The sequence below is a fragment of the Paenibacillus sp. EPM92 genome, from assembly GCF_016586185.1.
GTDB classification, from domain to species: domain Bacteria; phylum Bacillota; class Bacilli; order Paenibacillales; family NBRC-103111; genus Paenibacillus_G; species Paenibacillus_G validus.
This window is the reverse complement of record NZ_BCPS01000014.1, coordinates 1-16,189: the sequence shown is the minus strand read 5'-3', so window position 1 is coordinate 16,189 and position 16,189 is coordinate 1. Positions and strand designations below refer to the sequence as shown.

The following is a 16,189-nucleotide window of genomic DNA, read 5'->3' as shown; positions in this document are numbered from 1 at the left end:
AGGGATACCATGGCTAAGCAATTGCAAATTACCCTCAAACGCAGTCTGATCGGCCGTCCTGAGACACAACGTCGTACGGTTACGGCACTTGGACTTCGCAAACTTCATCAATCGGTAACACAAGCAGACAATGCGGCAATCCGCGGTATGGTCAGCCAAGTGAATCACCTGGTCGAAGTTAAAGAAATCGAAGCTTAAGATTTGAACATATAGCTAGAGGAGGTGCAAACGATGAAATTGCATGAACTTACTTCTGTCCCTGGTTCCCGTCAATCCCGTAAGCGTGTAGGCCGCGGTATCGGTAGCGGCATGGGTAAAACGTCAACTCGCGGTCATAAGGGTCAAAATGCTCGTTCCGGCGGCGGTGTTCGTCCTGGTTTCGAGGGCGGTCAAAACCCGCTTTATCGTCGCTTGCCAAAACGTGGATTTACCAACCAGTTCCGCAAAGAGTATGCAACTGTAAACGTTGAGGACTTGAACAAGTTCGCAAGCGGTACGGAAGTCACTCCTGAGCTTTTGATGGAATCCGGCGTTGTTAAAAACCCGTTGAGCGGCATCAAAATTTTAGGAAACGGCGAAATCACGGTTCAACTGAATGTAAAGGCGAGCAAATTCTCCCAATCTGCGGTAGAGAAAATTACAGCTGCCGGCGGTAAAACCGAGGTGATTTAATGTTCCGTACCATATCCAATATTATGAAAGTAGACGATCTGAGGAAACGGATCCTGTTCACGCTGCTTGTGTTGATCGTCTACAGAATTGGTGCTTTTATTCCGGTACCTAACATCAACACAGAGATTCTAAAGCTTCAAGATCAAGCCAGCACGAGTGGAGTGTTCGCGTTGTTGAACACTTTCTCCGGTGGTGCGCTGTTCCAATTTTCGATCTTCGCGATGACGATTACACCGTATATTACGGCATCGATCATCGTTCAGCTGTTGTCGATGGATGTCATCCCGACGTTCACCCAATGGGCCAAAGAAGGCGAAGTGGGCCGCAAGAAGCTTAGTCAAATTACCCGTTACGGGACCATCGTGTTAGGGCTTATACAAGCATTTAGTTTTGCGATCGGTTTTAACCGGCTTTACACGGGTCTGGTTATTAACCCGAATTTCACGACATATGCTTTAATCGCCATCGTGCTCACGGCTGGTACAGCATTTCTGATGTGGTTAGGGGAACAAATCACCGAAAATGGCATTGGAAATGGTATTTCCATTATCATCTTCGCGGGTATTGTCGCTGCGATTCCGACAGGTATCGGCCAAATTTACCAAACGCAATTTGCCGATGCCGGAGATGCGCTGTTCCTTAATATTCTTAAGGTGCTGATCATTCTCATCGTCGTTATCGCGTTGATTGCCGGTGTCATTTTCGTTCAGCAAGGAGTTCGTAAGATCCCTGTTCAATACGCTAAACGCGTAGTCGGACGTAAAATGTTCGGCGGACAATCCACGCACATTCCGCTTAAAGTGAATGCTGCGGGCGTTATTCCCGTCATCTTCGCGTTGTCGCTGCTTGTTTTCCCTCCAACCATTGCAAGCTTTTGGAGAGGGAATGGCGTCGCGGAATGGATCATTACAAACTTGAGCCATACGGCACCTCTCGGCATGGTACTGTACGTTCTGCTGATTATCGGCTTTACGTACTTCTACACGTTCGTGCAGTTTAACCCTGTACAAATGGCCGAGCAGATGAAAAAGAACGGCGGATACATTCCAGGCATTCGCCCGGGGAAAAACACGGAAGTGTACTTTACCCGAGTGATGACTCGAATCACCCTTTCCGGTGCGTTGTTCTTGGCCGCGGTATCGATTATTCCGATGATTTTCGCCGCAATCGCCGGTTTGCCGCAGTCGGTTCAAATTGGCGGTACTTCCTTACTTATCGTAGTCGGTGTAGGTTTGGAAACGATGAAAACCATCGAAAGCCAATTGATCAAACGCCATTACAAAGGCTTCATTAATAAATAGCAAATAGGTTCTGATAGTGAACTCATATAATACCTATGACGCTGACGAACCAACGTTCATCGGCGTCGCATGGGTTGAAGGAAATTCACGGTAACGCGAATTTGATGAGAGCTATCGGCACCTATTGTGCTGTTAGCATCGAACGATGCAAGTGGGGGAGGAAGTCACGGTGAATATCATCTTTATGGGGCCTCCTGGTGCAGGTAAAGGAACGCAAGCGGAACGAATCGTTGATGAGTTCCAGATTCCGCATATCTCCACCGGTGATGCATTCCGGCTTGCCATGAAGCAAGAAACGCCGCTTGGCGTCGAAGCTAAGAAGTATGTCGATCAAGGGTTGCTTGTACCGGATGAGATCACGATCGGTATTGTCCGTGATCGAGTGTCTCAGCCAGATTGCGATAAAGGATTTTTACTCGACGGATTTCCGAGAACGATCTCTCAAGCCGAAGCGCTTGACGGGATTGCCGCGGAACTTGGCAAAAGCATCGATCATGTGATTAACCTCGCGGTCGATCGCGATTTGCTGCTCGCCCGTTTGACGGGTCGTCGTATTTGTAAATCTTGCGGTGCAACGTATCATGTCTTGTTTAACCCACCTGCGCGTGACAATGTTTGCGACAAATGTTCGGGTGAATTGTATCAGCGTTCGGATGATACCGAAGAAAAAGTAGGGACTCGTTTGGACGAGTATATCAATAAAACCGCTCCTCTTCTGGAGTATTATCGTAACAAGGGAATATTGCGTGAGGTTAACGGTGAGCAAGAAATTAACACGGTCACTGCACAAATCAGTTCACTATTGCGAGGGCAAGCGTAATGATCATTTGTAAATCAGCAGCTGAACTGGAGTTCATGCGCGAGGCGGGCCGTATTGTGGCCGAGACGCATCGTTTGCTGCAAAAAGCCATTCAGCCCGATATTACAACGAAAGAGCTCGATCAGATCGCAGAAAACTTTATTCGCAGTCAGGGTGCAATTCCATCTTTTAAAGGCTACAATGGTTTTCCCGGAAGCATCTGCGCTTCGGTGAATGATGAATTGGTTCACGGTATTCCCGGTCAGCGCAAGCTGAAAGACGGTGACATCATCAGTATCGACATCGGTGCTCAATATAAAGGATATCATGGCGATTCCGCCTGGACATATGGCGTCGGCACGATCTCCGAAACGGCGAGCAAATTGCTCGACGTCACGGAACGCTCGTTGTTCGCAGGGCTGGCAGTAGCCGGACCCGACGTCAGGCTGTATACGATATCCAATGCCATTCAAAGATGCGCAGAGAATGAAGGATTTTCGATTGTTCGAGAGTATGTAGGTCACGGCATCGGAACGGAGCTCCATGAGGAGCCGCAAATACCGAACTATGGCATCGCCGGTCATGGACCGCGCTTGAAGCCGGGGATGGTGCTTGCGATCGAACCGATGGTTAATGTGGGTGAACGTTACGTCCGAACGCTTGAAGACAATTGGACGGTGGTCACGGTGGATGGCACACTGTGCGCACATTTCGAACACACCATCGCCATAACGCAAGACGGTTACGAGATTTTAACGTTGCCTGGTGCTTAGAAGCGGATGGAACCAACGAATGAACCTCATATCGGACAAATCGTAAGGGTGAATCGGGGACGGGATTCCGGGAAGTACGCCGTCATAATCGGCGTCGTAGACCAACGATACGTGTGGATTGCAGACGGCGGCAAACGGAAATTCGATGAACCTAAGAAGAAAAATCTCATTCATCTCGAGCTTCTTCCGGCAATTAGCTCCGAAGTGGCCGACAGTCTCCGCGAGACGGGCCGAGTTACCAACGGAAAGCTTCGATTTGCTTTGACTCAGGCAGTGAACCATTTATCGCACGATGCGCAAGAGAAAGGAGAATGACTGTGGCCAAAGAAGATGTAATTGAAGTTGAAGGTACAGTGATTGAACCTCTTCCGAATGCAATGTTCAAGGTAGAACTGGAGAACGGTCATAAGATACTTGCTCATGTATCCGGAAAAATCAGAATGCACTTTATCCGCATTTTGCCGGGGGACAAAGTGACGGTTGAACTTTCGCCGTATGATTTGACCAGAGGCCGTATAACCTATCGTTTTAAATAGATGAACTTGTAGCAAGAGAAGTTAAACCATATGCTTACGAAGCAGCTTTCCTCGCGGAAAGCTGAGCAAAATCCTTACGAAGTCAGTTTTCCTGCGGAAAACTAAGACCATGCTTACGAAGCAGCTTTCCTTACGGAAAGCTTTGAGGAGGTAACCACCATGAAGGTTAGACCGTCGGTCAAACCGATTTGCGAAAAATGCAAAGTCATTCGCCGCAAAGGCAACGTTATGGTAATTTGCGAAAATCCGAAACATAAACAAAAACAAGGCTAAGGAGGTGCTCGTTTAATGGCACGTATTGCTGGTGTAGACTTACCCCGTGACAAACGCGTGATCATCGCTTTGACTTACATCTTCGGGATCGGCAACACAACGGCTGCGAAAATCGTCGCTCAAACCGGTATCAATCCGGACACTCGCGTTCGCGATCTGACAGAAGACGAAGTGAGCAAAATCCGCGAGGTTATCGACAAAACGCTGAAAGTGGAAGGCGACCTGCGTCGTGAAATCTCGTTGAACATCAAACGTCTGATTGAGATCGGATGTTATCGTGGCGTTCGCCACCGCCGCGGCTTGCCGGTTCGCGGTCAACGTACTAAAACAAATGCTCGTACGCGTAAAGGTCCTCGTCGTACGGTAGCGAATAAGAAAAAATAGTAAAGGGGGGTAACGCTTAAAATGGCTAAACCTAAAAAAGTAGTTCGTACGAAACGTCGCGATCGGAAAAATATCGACAGTGGAGTAGCTCATATCCGCTCTACATTCAACAACACGATTGTTACCATCACTGACCCGCACGGAAATGCGATTTCTTGGGCAAGCGCCGGTAACCTCGGTTTTAAAGGTTCCCGTAAAAGCACTCCGTTCGCCGCACAAATGGCAGCTGAGTCTGCAGCGAAAGCGGCAATGGAGCATGGGATGAAGGCCGTAGAGGTCATGGTTAAAGGACCAGGTGCAGGCCGTGAAGCAGCGATTCGTTCGCTTCAAGCTGCAGGTCTTGAAGTAAACCTGATTAAAGACGTGACTCCGATCCCTCACAACGGTTGCCGTCCTCCGAAACGTCGTCGTGTCTAATCCAGGATCGCTAAGCCCGGGTGGTATAAATATCCAAATGGTGTCTATACTATTTGGATAGGTATACTGCACGTTTTATGCGTCTTAAGTTATCCAGAAGGAAACGACGTTTGAAGGAGGGTTTACAATGATCGAAATCGAAAAGCCGAAAATAGAAACCGTATCATTAAGTGATGACGGCACATATGGCAAATTTGTCGTGGAGCCTTTGGAAAGAGGCTATGGAACTACGCTCGGCAACTCATTACGCAGAATATTGCTGTCTTCCCTTCCGGGTGCGGCGGTTAATTCCGTTCAAATCGACGGCGTCCTGCACGAGTTCTCCACGGTTCCGGGTGTCATGGAAGATGTTACGGAAATCATCCTGAACCTTAAAGGCTTGTCGCTTAAGATCCATTCCGATGAGGAAAAGGTTCTTGAGATCGACGCCGAAGGTGAAGGGGCTGTTGTGGCTGGCGATATTCGCGGCGATAGCGATGTGGAGATCTTAAACCCGGATCTGCACATTGCTACGCTGTCCTCCGATGCACGGCTTCACATGCGAATTCATGCGAACCGCGGCCGCGGATACGTATCGGCAGACAAGAACAAGAGAGAGGATCAGCCGATCGGCGTGATTCCGATCGATTCGATCTATACTCCGATTACTCGTGTCAATTACAGCGTAGAAAATACGCGCGTCGGCCAAGTTACCAACTATGACAAACTCACACTTGAAGTATGGTCTGACGGCAGTATTCGACCGGAAGAAGCGGTAAGCTTGGGCGCCAAAATCTTGACGGAGCATCTGATGCTCTTCGTCGGTCTGACCGATGAAGCGAAAGACGCCGAGATTATGGTTGAGAAAGAAGAGGACAAGAAGGAGAAAGTACTCGAGATGACGATCGAGGAACTCGACCTGTCTGTTCGTTCTTATAACTGCCTGAAGCGTGCCGGCATCAATACGGTACAAGAATTGATTACGAAAACGGAAGAAGATATGATGAAGGTCCGCAATTTGGGACGCAAATCTCTCGAAGAAGTTCAAGAAAAGCTCGAAGAGCTCGGACTTGGACTAAGAATGGAAGATTAACAGAAGGAGGTTGCACAGATGGCTGCATACAAAAAGTTAAATCGTGACTCCAGCTCGCGTAAAGCATTGTTTCGTGACCTGGTAACCGACTTATTTATACATGAGCGCATTCAAACGACAGAAGCGAAAGCAAAAGAGCTGCGTTCGATCGCAGAAAAATTGATCACGTTGGCTAAACGGGGAGATCTTCACGCTCGTCGTCAAGTCGCTACTTTCGTTCGTCGTGAACAAGCGAACGAAAATCAAGACGCGATTCAAAAACTTTTCTCCGATTTGGCTCCTCGCTACGCTGAGCGTCAAGGCGGATACACACGTATCCTGAAGCTTGGACCGCGTCGCGGTGATGCTGCGCCTATGGTTTACTTGGAACTGGTTGACCGGGCATAAGAGAAAAAGGTTGTGAAAGGGTGGACGGGATCTTTTGATTCTGATGAAACCCTTTTTTTGTACGTATGTGCGCCTTGATTCCAGTCCCAGTTCACGGAGGGCTCGTCGTGAGAAATATTTGCATGACGGTAAGCTACGATGGAACGTCTTACAACGGCTTTCAATCGCAGCCAGGACTAAACACGGTACAAGACCGACTTGAGCGTGCCATTGCTTTACTGGCGGGCGAAGAGGTCAAAATAACGGCATCCGGACGTACGGATGCCGGGGTGCACGCACGAGGACAGGTGTTTAACTTTCTAACATCTTCCCAAATTCCGCTGAACCGTTGGTGCATGGCCATTAATGCCAGACTTCCGGATGATATACGGGTTTGGGATGCGAGGCAGGTAGCGGACGATTTTCACTCCCGGAGATGGGCCAAGCGGAAAACGTATCGTTATTCGATACGCGTCGGTAAGTATATGGACCCGCTAAGACGTCATATGGAGTTTTATCACCCTACAGCGCTTCGCATAGACGCGATGAGAGAAGCGCTGACCTACGTAGAGGGCGAGCATGATTTCACTTCTTTCTGCTCCATCAGAACGGTGGCTCCGAGCCGTATTCGAACGATATACGAAGCGCGGCTGGAGACAGAAGAGGCGGACAAGCACCTGCAATCCAGCGTGTTCCATATTTATTTGACCGGGAACGGTTTTTTATACAATATGGTTCGGATCATTGTCGGGACGTTGATGCAGATCGGTGAAGGCAAGCGGGAAGCTTCGCACATGAAAGCGATTCTCGAAGCCAGAAATCGCGGTTTGGCCGGTCCGACGGCAATGGCGCACGGTCTTATGCTGTGGGAAGTTTTTTATGAGGATTCGCCGATAATTACTTGATTCCTTGGATGGGATATAGTATATTATTAGATGGTGTTTCTTTGACTGGCTACCCCACGGCCCCGGGTCTTGAAACCGATGAATAAGTATATGAATGAATGTGATGAAGATAGATCTAGGAGGAACATTTACATGCGTACCACATATATGGCGAAGCCAAATGAAGTAGAACGCAAATGGTACATCATCGATGCGACCGGCAAAACGCTTGGCCGTCTTGCCAGCGAAGCGGCTGCCATTTTGCGCGGCAAACATAAACCTGAATTTACTCCGCATGTGGACACTGGCGATTTCGTTATTGTCATCAACGCTGAGAAAATTCACCTGACAGGCAAAAAGCTCCAAAACAAAAAATACTATCGTCACTCCCTGTATCCGGGCGGTTTGAAAGTAGCTACCGCACAAGAGCTTCTGAATACGAAGCCTGAGCGCGTATTGGAGTCGGCGATCCACGGCATGCTTCCGAAAAACCGTTTGGGCAGCCGTCTGAAAACAAAGCTTAACGTATATGCCGGTTCGGAACATCCGCATCAAGCACAACAACCTGAAGTTTGGGAACTTCGCGGTTAATAAAGGGAGGACTGTCTTGTGGCACAAGTACAATATTATGGCACCGGCCGTCGTAAGCACTCGGTAGCACGCGTACGTTTAGTACCGGGCGAAGGCCGTATCGTAATCAATAAACGCGAGCTGGACGAATACTTCGGCTTGGAAACATTGAAACTGATCGTAAAACAACCGTTGAACTTGACAGAGACGTTGTCGAAATACGACGTTTTGGTTCTTGCTCATGGCGGCGGGATCTCCGGACAAGCCGGCGCGATCCGTCACGGAATTTCCCGTGCGCTTTTGAAAGCAGATCCGGAATACCGCGGTCTTCTGAAAAGAGCCGGATTCCTGACTCGCGACCCTCGTATGAAAGAGCGTAAAAAGTACGGCTTGAAAGCCGCTCGTCGCGCTCCTCAGTTCTCGAAACGTTAATTTGCAACAGCAAAGCCTTTCCGATTATCTTCATCGGAAAGGCTTTTTTCAATCCCATCTTGCACCGTTTAGGCAAATCCCTAATATGATGCAAAATGGCGAAGTACAAAAATTTTAAATTGACAAAAAGTCCGTATCAATTATAATTATTAATAAATCACTAAAATCTTATTATTATACTCGGGATTATCTCACGGGAGGTTCATCAGACTATGAATTTGTTTGAAAAAGAAGCATTGATTACTAAAGCTGCCGAAGAATTTGAGAACAAGACTCCACAGGAACTTTTAGCCTGGGCGGTAGAAAGATTCCCGAATATCACCTTAGCCTGTAGTTTCGGAGCTGAAGACGTCGTCCTCGTCGACATGCTCCAAAAAGTTAGTCCGAAGACGGACATTTTCTACCTGGACACGAATGTGCACTTCAAAGAGACCTATGAAACGCGTGACCGTTTGCAGCAGCATTACGGCCTTGAATTCGTACAAGTACTGCCGAAACTGACGCTTGAGGAGCAAGCTGCCGCGCATGGAGATCAACTTTGGAAAAACGACCCGACTCAATGCTGCAACATTCGTAAAGTAGAACCGTTGACGGACATCTTGAAAAACTACGACGCCTGGATCACCGGCATTCGCCGAGATCAAGCGCCAACACGCGCGAATGCGAAGAAAGTCGAATATGATGTGAAGTTCGGACTGGTGAAGTTTAACCCGCTGGCCGATTGGACCTCTGAAGACGTATGGAACTATATTCGCTCCAACAACATCATATACAACCAACTGCACGACCAAAACTACCCTAGCATCGGTTGCGAGCATTGCACCAAACCGGTAGCGCCAGGCGAGGATCCGCGAGCAGGCCGTTGGGCGGGCTTCGAGAAGACCGAGTGCGGTCTGCACAAATAACGTATACTTAGAATAACGATCATTCGGCAGGAGGAAGCGGAGTCATGGGAACAACGATACAACCGCATGGCGGCACGTTGATTAATCGTGTTGTAGACGGCGGCGAAAGAGAACAGCTTTTAAACCGGGCGGCAGGACTGCATCAGCTGCGCATTAACACTTGGGCTATTTCCGATCTGGACTTGATCGGTGTCGGTGCTTTTTCGCCCTTAACCGGATTTATGGTTGAGCAGGATTATCATTCGGTCGTAGATCGCATGCGACTGGCCGACGGGACGGTTTGGAGCATCCCCATCACGCTGGGCGTAGATGAGAAGGAAGCTGCATCGCTGCAAATCGGCCAAGAGGTTGCCCTTGTAGGCGAATCTGACGGTATTACGTACGGACTCATTAAGGTAGAGAGCATCTACCAAGTCGATCAGAACCACGAAGCGGTCAAAGTCTTCAAGACCGACGACCTGGCTCATCCGGGCGTGCAGAAGCTTTTCACCAAGCCGTCCACTTATATCGGGGGTCCGGTTCAAGTATTGAATCGTCCGAAGCCGGAAAAGTTCGAAGATTTTTACTTCGATCCATCGGAAACTCGCCGTATTTTCGCAGAGAAAGGCTGGAAGACGGTTGTCGGTTTCCAAACGCGTAATCCGGTTCACCGGGCGCATGAATACATTCAGAAAAGCGCCATGGAGATCGTCGATGCGCTGTTCCTGAATCCGCTAGTCGGGGAAACGAAGTCCGATGATATTTCCGCTGAGATTCGGATGAAAAGTTACTTGGTTCTCTTGGAAAACTATTATCCGCAAGACCGCGTGTTTTTGGGTGTGTTCCCTGCCGCTATGCGCTATGCGGGACCGCGTGAAGCGATCTTCCATGCTATGGTTCGCAAAAACTACGGGTGCTCGCACTTTATCGTCGGCCGGGACCACGCCGGCGTTGGCGATTACTACGGCACCTACGAAGCACAGGAAATTTTCAGCAACTTTACGGCTGAAGAGCTTGGGATTACTCCTTTGTTCTTCGAACATAGCTTCTTCTGCACCAAGTGCGGCAACATGGCCTCCAGCAAAACATGCCCGCATCCGTCATCGGATCATCTGCATCTTTCCGGTACCAAGGTTCGCGCGCTGCTGCGCGACGGTCAATGTCCGCCGCCGCAGTTCACCCGTCCGGAAGTGGCGGAAGTGCTGATCGAAGGCATGAAAGAGCCTGAGTATCAGGTATAAGCATAAGGTATAATTGTCCACCTCGTCCCATATAGATGAAAGAGAGTCTATGGGAAGGCGAGGTGGATTTTTCATGTTCCGAAGAAGAAAGAGGGTCGTTGTCTGGCTAACCATGCACAGCGGGCTGAAAATCGTCATGTCCGCGCTGCTAGTGGCGTTAATGCTATTTATGTTTACATATGAACTGCCCGCAAGCAAAACGTGGACCTACTGGACGACGCCCCTTTCCGGCAAAATCATCGCCTTGGACCCGGGACATGGGGGGCCGGACGGAGGCGCTAGCAGTAAGGAAGGCTTGGTGGAGAAGGAAGTGAATCTGGCGATAACGCTTAACTTGCGCGATTATTTGCAACAAGCGGGGGCGTTAGTGGTCATGACGCGAGAGGACGATCGCGACTTGGCCGATCCTTCAACCAAAGGGTACAGCAAAAGAAAAACCGAAGACCTGCTGAACCGTGCACAATTTATTTCACAGCAAAAGGCTGATATGTTCATCAGTATACATATGAACGCCATCCCTTCGACGAAATGGACTGGGGCGCAAACGTTCTTTTATCGAGGTAATCATGCGGATAACCATACCCTTGCCACATTGATTCAGGAAGAGATTAAGAAAAATTTGAAAAATACCGATCGGATCGCCAAACAAGCGGACAAGGAAATTTATTTGCTGAAAGCAATGAAAATCCCGAGCGCGCTAGTAGAAGTCGGATTCCTTTCCAACCCGGACGAAGCCAAACAGCTTGGAGATCCGACGTATCAGAAGAAGGTAGCCGCATCGATATACCAAGGCATCATTCGTTACTATTCCGGTGAAAAAGTGGGAAGCCCATAAAAATGTGGTATAATAGCCTCAGTGTATCGATCCATTAAATTTGAATAGAACGGCTGAGGTGACACTGTGCTGACCAGAGAACAATTACTTGCATCGGCAAGCGAACTGCGAGATCCTGTTTTCGGACTCGGGCTTGTCGAATTGAACTTTATTCGCGATATGATGGTGAAGGAAAACCAAGTATCGGCTACCGTGCTTCTGTCGGTAGAGGACGATGCTTATAAGAATCGCCTGCAAGAACAAATCACCCAGGCGTTCAAAGGCAGTGGAGCGGACCATGTGCATTTACGCTTCCGTCAGATCTCGGACTTTGAACGCAGCGAGGCGGAACGTAAGCGTCCCGCGAACGATCACATCGAGCAGTCACAGCCTGCAGCGGCGCCTAACACCCCGTCACCCGGCGTCAATGTGTTGGATCCGCATTCAGGTGTAACATTCATCGCAATTGCCAGCGGAAAGGGCGGTGTCGGAAAATCAACCGTAACCGTTAATTTAGCGGTAGCGTTGGCTCGCCTCGGGAAGAAGGTCGGTCTAGTTGATGCCGATATATACGGCTTTAGCGTACCGGATATGATGGGCATCGAGGATCGTCCGCAATTGGTCGATAATCGAATCATTCCCGTCGAACGCTTTGGCGTTAAGGTCATTTCCATGGGATTTTTCGTTGAGGAGAACACGCCGGTCATTTGGCGCGGACCGATGCTCGGCAAGATGCTGAGGAACTTCTTCAATGAAGTCGAGTGGGGCGAACTGGATTACTTGCTGCTTGATTTGCCGCCGGGTACCGGAGATGTAGCGCTCGACGTTCACCAGATGATTCCGCAGAGCAAGGAGATCATCGTGACGACGCCTCATGCGACGGCTGCTTTCGTAGCGGCCAGAGCGGGCGCTATGGCCCTGCATACGAATCATCAAATTCTCGGTATCGTCGAGAACATGTCCTACTACTCCTGTAGTGCTTGTGGACAAAAGGATTACGTATTCGGTCGCGGCGGCGGCGCAAAATTGGCGGAAGAGCTTCATGCCCCGCTGTTGGCGCAAATCCCGCTCGGCGTACCGGACAACCATGTAGCCGAACCGGATTACTCGCCGTCCGTATATAAAGCGAATAGTGAAACCGGACGTATCTATTTGGAAGTTGCCGGCCGTGTTATCGATGGAATTAATAAAGAAGGATCGGCGTAACCGCCGATCCTTTTTCGCGTAGGTTATTGCTGCTGCTTTTTTTTCTGGCCTCCGGAATCGTTAGAGTCATCTTCACCGTCTTTTTGGTCATCGGAGCCGCCCTGCTCTTCTTTGCCGCCATCCCCACCTCCGCTGTTACCGCCGTCACCACCGCCGTTCTGGCCCGCTTGTTGTGCCTGCTGCTTCGGCATCGATTCCTCTTGAAGCACCTTCTTCATCAAGTCCATCAGCTCAAGCCGAAACAGCGGGCTTTGCAGCGATTCCTGAATGACTGTCTTTACTTGCGTCCGGTAGGGAGTCGTTTTCATCGTATCCAAAAGCATCGTTTCGAAATCCGGGCTTTTCATGGCATCAAGCATCTGCTTCTGATATTCGGGGTCCTTCATCAGATCTTTTTGAAGTTTCTTCGTATCTTTTTCGATCGCTTTGGCGAATTGGCCGGCGAATTTCGGATCCCTGATCATGTTTTGCAGAAACTGGTTGCTTTGCGTATCGACAAGCACATCTTTAACGGCCAACTGCAGCTGCTGGGTATCACCGGCCGATAACAGCTGCAGTCTGCTGTTCTCATGAATAGTCGCTTCTTGAATGGCTTTTCGGCCGTCTTCGGTTTTTAAAATATCGAGAACCATCGATTTGGTGTCTTTGTAGGCATTTCCGTTGGCGCCTGAAGCTTGAGTATCCGAACCACAGGCTGTCAAGAGGCCGGCGATCAGGACAGCGGGTATTAAGTAACGGCTACGTCGCGTTCTCATCCGGTCAAGCTCCCTTCAATTGGTTTAAGCGTAGTATTCGTCACAAGGTATTCATTTAACACAAATGTCGTTAGCATTTTATTGTGAACGTTGGTAGAATTAACTGTTGATACGACTAGTGATGGAGGTTAAACGAAAGTGACGATAAGAAAATGGTTTTACTTGTTCTGGACAACTCTGGTTGTCGGAGTTGTGGTTGGAACACTTACCGGTCTTACGATGCAGTTGACCGATCAGGAAGCGGTGTTAAGCGGCAAATCGATCAGTCACACGCTCATTGTTTCCTTATTGGTCAGCGCGACCTTTAGCGTTCTCAGTCAAATGGGCTTTTTCGCTTACTTAATCGTCCGGTATATTTTTATGGGCATGATGCCCAAGAAGTGGATATGGGATTACCTGCAAATCATCCTGATTGTCATCGTACTGATCGACCTTGTTTATTTGCGATATACGAGTGCGGAAGGTGAAGTATCATTCGTACCGTACCTCTGGCTTCCCCTATTTATTACAGTTGTTTCGTTCGTTGTCGCTTGGTTCAAGGTCAGGTGGACGAATCCGTCGGCATGGATTCCGACCTTGTTTTTTATGATCGTCGTCACGGCGCTGGAAGCTCTGCCTGCGATTCGCGAGGATGATGCGGCCTCAACCATTTTTATGATTATCCCGCTGCTGGCTTGTAATGCATGGCAAATCTTAATCCTGCAAAAAGTATTGCAAACAAGCAAAGAGCCGCAGTAGCGGCTCGTCAATTCGTCCATTAATCGATGCGTTTCATCGTTTGATCTTCGACCGGAGGCTTGTTGTCGACTTGCGTTTGCTTCATTAATTGACTGACGGTGACGAATTCGTAACCTTTTTCGCGAAGCTTATCGATAATAACAGGCAGCGCTTCATGCGTTTCTTTACATGAATCGCTCGCATGCATAAGTACAATATCGCCGGGATGTGCTTTCGTAACCACACGGTTGACAATGTTTTCAACACCGGGGTTTTTCCAATCGAGCGAATCGGTATCCCACTGAATAACCGTGTAATTCAACTCGTTCGCAATACGCAGCACGCGCTTGTCGAAGTCGCCGTTCGGCAACCGGATTAAATTCGGATTTTTCTCGGTTACTTCGCTGAGAATAGTATGAGCCGTTTTGATTTGGGTGCGGATCTCTTCATCGCTAAGGCTGCTGTAATTCACATGCTTATGACCGTGGCTGCCGATTTCCCATCCGGCCTTAACGATACGCTTCACGATGTCCGGATGGCTTTCGCTCCAGGGCGAGGATAAGAAGAAGGAGGCGTTCTTCACCCCTTTATCCTCCAATACCTTCAGAATCGGTTCGGTCCGTTTATCCCCCCAGCTGATATCGAAGGTCAATGCGATGAGCTTCTTTTCTGTAGGCACGTTGTATACCGCGGCAGGCTCGTTTTGCGAGAAGACCGAGACATTCCCGCGCTCAGAGTAAATAATGCCGGCCGCAAATAGGACCGCGACGCAAATGATGAGGGCTTGCTTCAACTTTTTACCGTTCATAACATAAAAGAAGTTCACCGGATTGGCCTCCTCTGCCCGTTGCCTATCCATTCATGTTCGAAAGAAAGGCTTGTTTACGTTCTTAGTCTAAATGTATGCTCGTACCACTAACTTATGCCCGATAGGGAGGATTCCGAATGAACTTTAAACAAGCTTTGGTGCAATTGGGTAATCTGAAACACTACTTGATTGCCTCAGCGCTAGTGTTTTTCGCATCGATGTTGATGGGGGCGTACGACCCGGGACGCTTTCAATTTATGATCGATTTCGGCATCGAAGCGATTAAGAAAATTGCTCAGGACGCGGTCGAACAACCGAATGCACAGTTGTCGTTATTTTGGACAATCTTCTTAAATAATGCCAGAGCGGCTCTGCTGGTCATCGTTACCGGCGCATTTTTCGGAATCTATCCGTTGTTTTTGCTTGTCATGAACGGAATTTTGTTAGGCTATGTATCCGCTAATGTAGCCCAGCAGGACTCGCTCTTTAGCGCCGTAAAAGGTATTTTGCCTCACGGGATTTTGGAGCTGCCTGCGATTATCGTAGCCTGTGCGTTAGGGCTCCGTTTCGGCATTTTGGCGGCCAAATGGCTCATTTCATTCGCAAGTCCGACTCGGAATAAGCTCGTATCGGATCAATTTAAAATCTATTTCCGAACAGTCGTTCCCTTGAGCATACTCATTGTAGTTACTCTTTTGATTGCAGCCCTCATTGAAAGCACAATTACGTTCTCGCTTGTTCAAGGTTAAAAAATATCGATTCCTACACTCATAAAAATGCCCAAAACTGTGCATAACAGTAAAGCGAGTGAGGCGTTTTGAGGTAATGGTATGCTGCAATAGGCGCCGGGACTCACTTGGTCTTAGCTCTATTGCGGTATACCTTTTTTGCGTCTCACGATTTCCGATTCGGGAAAGGAGTCCAACTTCAATCATGCTAGGATTTTTATTTAACGAACGCGAATGCAGAGAATTGGATTACGTCTTGCGCAAGGAACTCGACGAAATGTTGTTCGATTTGAATGATAAGCGAATCGATGCTGATATTAAGATTGCCATCGAGTCCAGATACAAAATTATTTTCAGAATGTATGCACGACTGGCTTCTCCGAAGGAAATCTCCAGGTATGCACGGAATCGGATGTACCATTAAACAAACATTAGACTTAGGCTTGACATGATCCAGATGGATATGATATTTTATTACTCGTTGTCGAATCGGAAGCAAGCATGATGAAATCCGGTTGAAACTGGAAAATAAATAATGCTTGCAATCGACTAGGCAC

General features: G+C 48.6%; 24 protein-coding genes. 22 read left to right on the top strand and 2 right to left on the bottom strand.

Annotation, left to right across the window (positions count from 1 at the left end):
* Positions 1-9 precede the first annotated feature (9 nt).
* From rpmD to JMF85_RS02350, 19 genes are all read left to right on the top strand, one after another.
* Entirely contained in the window at positions 10-198 is a 189-nt protein-coding gene (gene rpmD, locus JMF85_RS02440; RefSeq protein WP_127608822.1) for a 50S ribosomal protein L30, read from the top strand.
* 33 nt (positions 199-231) lie between these two features.
* Positions 232-672, top strand: a complete 441-nt coding sequence (gene rplO, locus JMF85_RS02435) for a 50S ribosomal protein L15 (RefSeq protein WP_054797097.1) — start codon at positions 232-234, stop codon at positions 670-672.
* Positions 672-1,973, top strand: coding sequence for a preprotein translocase subunit SecY (gene secY / locus JMF85_RS02430; protein ID WP_054799670.1), 1,302 nt, complete (start codon positions 672-674; stop codon positions 1,971-1,973). Before rplO ends, secY begins: the two co-directional genes overlap by 1 nt.
* A 169-nt stretch (positions 1,974-2,142) precedes the next feature.
* Positions 2,143-2,793, top strand: a complete 651-nt coding sequence (locus tag JMF85_RS02425) for an adenylate kinase (protein WP_127608823.1) — start codon at positions 2,143-2,145, stop codon at positions 2,791-2,793.
* Positions 2,793-3,545 (top strand): type I methionyl aminopeptidase, encoded by a 753-nt coding sequence (gene map, locus JMF85_RS02420; protein WP_141336121.1) that lies wholly within the window; start codon positions 2,793-2,795, stop codon positions 3,543-3,545. Before JMF85_RS02425 ends, map begins: the two co-directional genes overlap by 1 nt.
* 6 nt (positions 3,546-3,551) lie before the next feature.
* The gene (locus JMF85_RS02415) at positions 3,552-3,860 is read left to right on the top strand and encodes a KOW domain-containing RNA-binding protein (RefSeq protein ID WP_054797098.1); all 309 of its coding nucleotides are present in this window, start codon (positions 3,552-3,554) and stop codon (positions 3,858-3,860) included.
* A gap of 2 nt (positions 3,861-3,862) precedes the next feature.
* Positions 3,863-4,081, top strand: a complete 219-nt coding sequence (infA, locus tag JMF85_RS02410; protein ID WP_009676800.1) for a translation initiation factor IF-1 — start codon at positions 3,863-3,865, stop codon at positions 4,079-4,081.
* A 159-nt stretch (positions 4,082-4,240) separates the two neighbouring features.
* Positions 4,241-4,354 carry a 50S ribosomal protein L36 gene (rpmJ, locus tag JMF85_RS02405; protein ID WP_003333770.1) on the top strand — a complete coding sequence of 38 codons (114 nt, stop codon included), beginning with the start codon at positions 4,241-4,243 and terminating at the stop codon, positions 4,352-4,354.
* Positions 4,355-4,369: 15 nt separating this feature from the next.
* Positions 4,370-4,738 carry a 30S ribosomal protein S13 gene (rpsM, locus tag JMF85_RS02400; protein WP_127608825.1) on the top strand — a complete coding sequence of 123 codons (369 nt, stop codon included), beginning with the start codon at positions 4,370-4,372 and terminating at the stop codon, positions 4,736-4,738.
* A 21-nt stretch (positions 4,739-4,759) separates the two neighbouring features.
* Positions 4,760-5,155, top strand: a complete 396-nt coding sequence (gene rpsK, locus JMF85_RS02395; protein WP_013921137.1) for a 30S ribosomal protein S11 — start codon at positions 4,760-4,762, stop codon at positions 5,153-5,155.
* Positions 5,156-5,282: 127 nt separating this feature from the next.
* The gene (locus JMF85_RS02390; RefSeq protein WP_054797101.1) at positions 5,283-6,227 is read left to right on the top strand and encodes a DNA-directed RNA polymerase subunit alpha; all 945 of its coding nucleotides are present in this window, start codon (positions 5,283-5,285) and stop codon (positions 6,225-6,227) included.
* An 18-nt stretch (positions 6,228-6,245) separates the two neighbouring features.
* Positions 6,246-6,614 (top strand): 50S ribosomal protein L17, encoded by a 369-nt coding sequence (rplQ, locus tag JMF85_RS02385; protein ID WP_054797102.1) that lies wholly within the window; start codon positions 6,246-6,248, stop codon positions 6,612-6,614.
* A 107-nt stretch (positions 6,615-6,721) separates the two neighbouring features.
* Positions 6,722-7,498: a tRNA pseudouridine(38-40) synthase TruA gene (gene truA / locus JMF85_RS02380; RefSeq protein WP_127608826.1), complete on the top strand. Its 777-nt coding sequence runs from the start codon at positions 6,722-6,724 to the stop codon at positions 7,496-7,498.
* A 132-nt stretch (positions 7,499-7,630) separates the two neighbouring features.
* A complete protein-coding gene (rplM, locus tag JMF85_RS02375; RefSeq protein WP_054799668.1) occupies positions 7,631-8,068 on the top strand; it encodes a 50S ribosomal protein L13 in 438 nt (145 codons plus the stop codon).
* An 18-nt stretch (positions 8,069-8,086) separates the two neighbouring features.
* On the top strand, positions 8,087-8,479 hold the full coding sequence (gene rpsI / locus JMF85_RS02370) for a 30S ribosomal protein S9 (RefSeq protein WP_054797104.1): 393 nt from the start codon (positions 8,087-8,089) through the stop codon (positions 8,477-8,479).
* Between the two features lie 212 nt (positions 8,480-8,691).
* Positions 8,692-9,384: a phosphoadenylyl-sulfate reductase gene (locus JMF85_RS02365; RefSeq protein ID WP_054799667.1), complete on the top strand. Its 693-nt coding sequence runs from the start codon at positions 8,692-8,694 to the stop codon at positions 9,382-9,384.
* Positions 9,385-9,428: 44 nt separating this feature from the next.
* On the top strand, positions 9,429-10,604 hold the full coding sequence (sat, locus tag JMF85_RS02360) for a sulfate adenylyltransferase (RefSeq protein ID WP_201317688.1): 1,176 nt from the start codon (positions 9,429-9,431) through the stop codon (positions 10,602-10,604).
* 73 nt (positions 10,605-10,677) lie between these two features.
* Positions 10,678-11,439 carry an N-acetylmuramoyl-L-alanine amidase CwlD gene (cwlD, locus tag JMF85_RS02355; protein ID WP_201317687.1) on the top strand — a complete coding sequence of 254 codons (762 nt, stop codon included), beginning with the start codon at positions 10,678-10,680 and terminating at the stop codon, positions 11,437-11,439.
* 66 nt (positions 11,440-11,505) lie between these two features.
* Entirely contained in the window at positions 11,506-12,624 is a 1,119-nt protein-coding gene (locus tag JMF85_RS02350) for an Mrp/NBP35 family ATP-binding protein (protein ID WP_236595710.1), read from the top strand.
* A gap of 23 nt (positions 12,625-12,647) precedes the next feature.
* Here the strand turns inward: JMF85_RS02350 and gerD are convergent, their stop codons facing one another.
* Positions 12,648-13,379 carry a spore germination lipoprotein GerD gene (gene gerD / locus JMF85_RS02345; protein ID WP_201317686.1) on the bottom strand — a complete coding sequence of 244 codons (732 nt, stop codon included), beginning with the start codon at positions 13,377-13,379 and terminating at the stop codon, positions 12,648-12,650.
* Between the two features lie 138 nt (positions 13,380-13,517).
* Between gerD and JMF85_RS02340 the strand changes: the two genes are divergently transcribed.
* Positions 13,518-14,117 carry a KinB-signaling pathway activation protein gene (locus JMF85_RS02340; RefSeq protein WP_127608830.1) on the top strand — a complete coding sequence of 200 codons (600 nt, stop codon included), beginning with the start codon at positions 13,518-13,520 and terminating at the stop codon, positions 14,115-14,117.
* A 19-nt stretch (positions 14,118-14,136) separates the two neighbouring features.
* Here JMF85_RS02340 and pdaB read toward each other — a convergent pair whose 3' ends face one another.
* Positions 14,137-14,922 (bottom strand): polysaccharide deacetylase family sporulation protein PdaB, encoded by a 786-nt coding sequence (gene pdaB / locus JMF85_RS02335; RefSeq protein WP_054799664.1) that lies wholly within the window; start codon positions 14,920-14,922, stop codon positions 14,137-14,139.
* Between the two features lie 119 nt (positions 14,923-15,041).
* On the opposite strand from pdaB, the gene JMF85_RS02330 reads away from it, so the two are divergent.
* Positions 15,042-15,653: a stage II sporulation protein M gene (locus JMF85_RS02330; RefSeq protein ID WP_054797106.1), complete on the top strand. Its 612-nt coding sequence runs from the start codon at positions 15,042-15,044 to the stop codon at positions 15,651-15,653.
* A 184-nt stretch (positions 15,654-15,837) separates the two neighbouring features.
* Positions 15,838-16,056: a hypothetical protein gene (locus JMF85_RS02325; protein ID WP_054797107.1), complete on the top strand. Its 219-nt coding sequence runs from the start codon at positions 15,838-15,840 to the stop codon at positions 16,054-16,056.
* Positions 16,057-16,189: the final 133 nt, after the last annotated feature.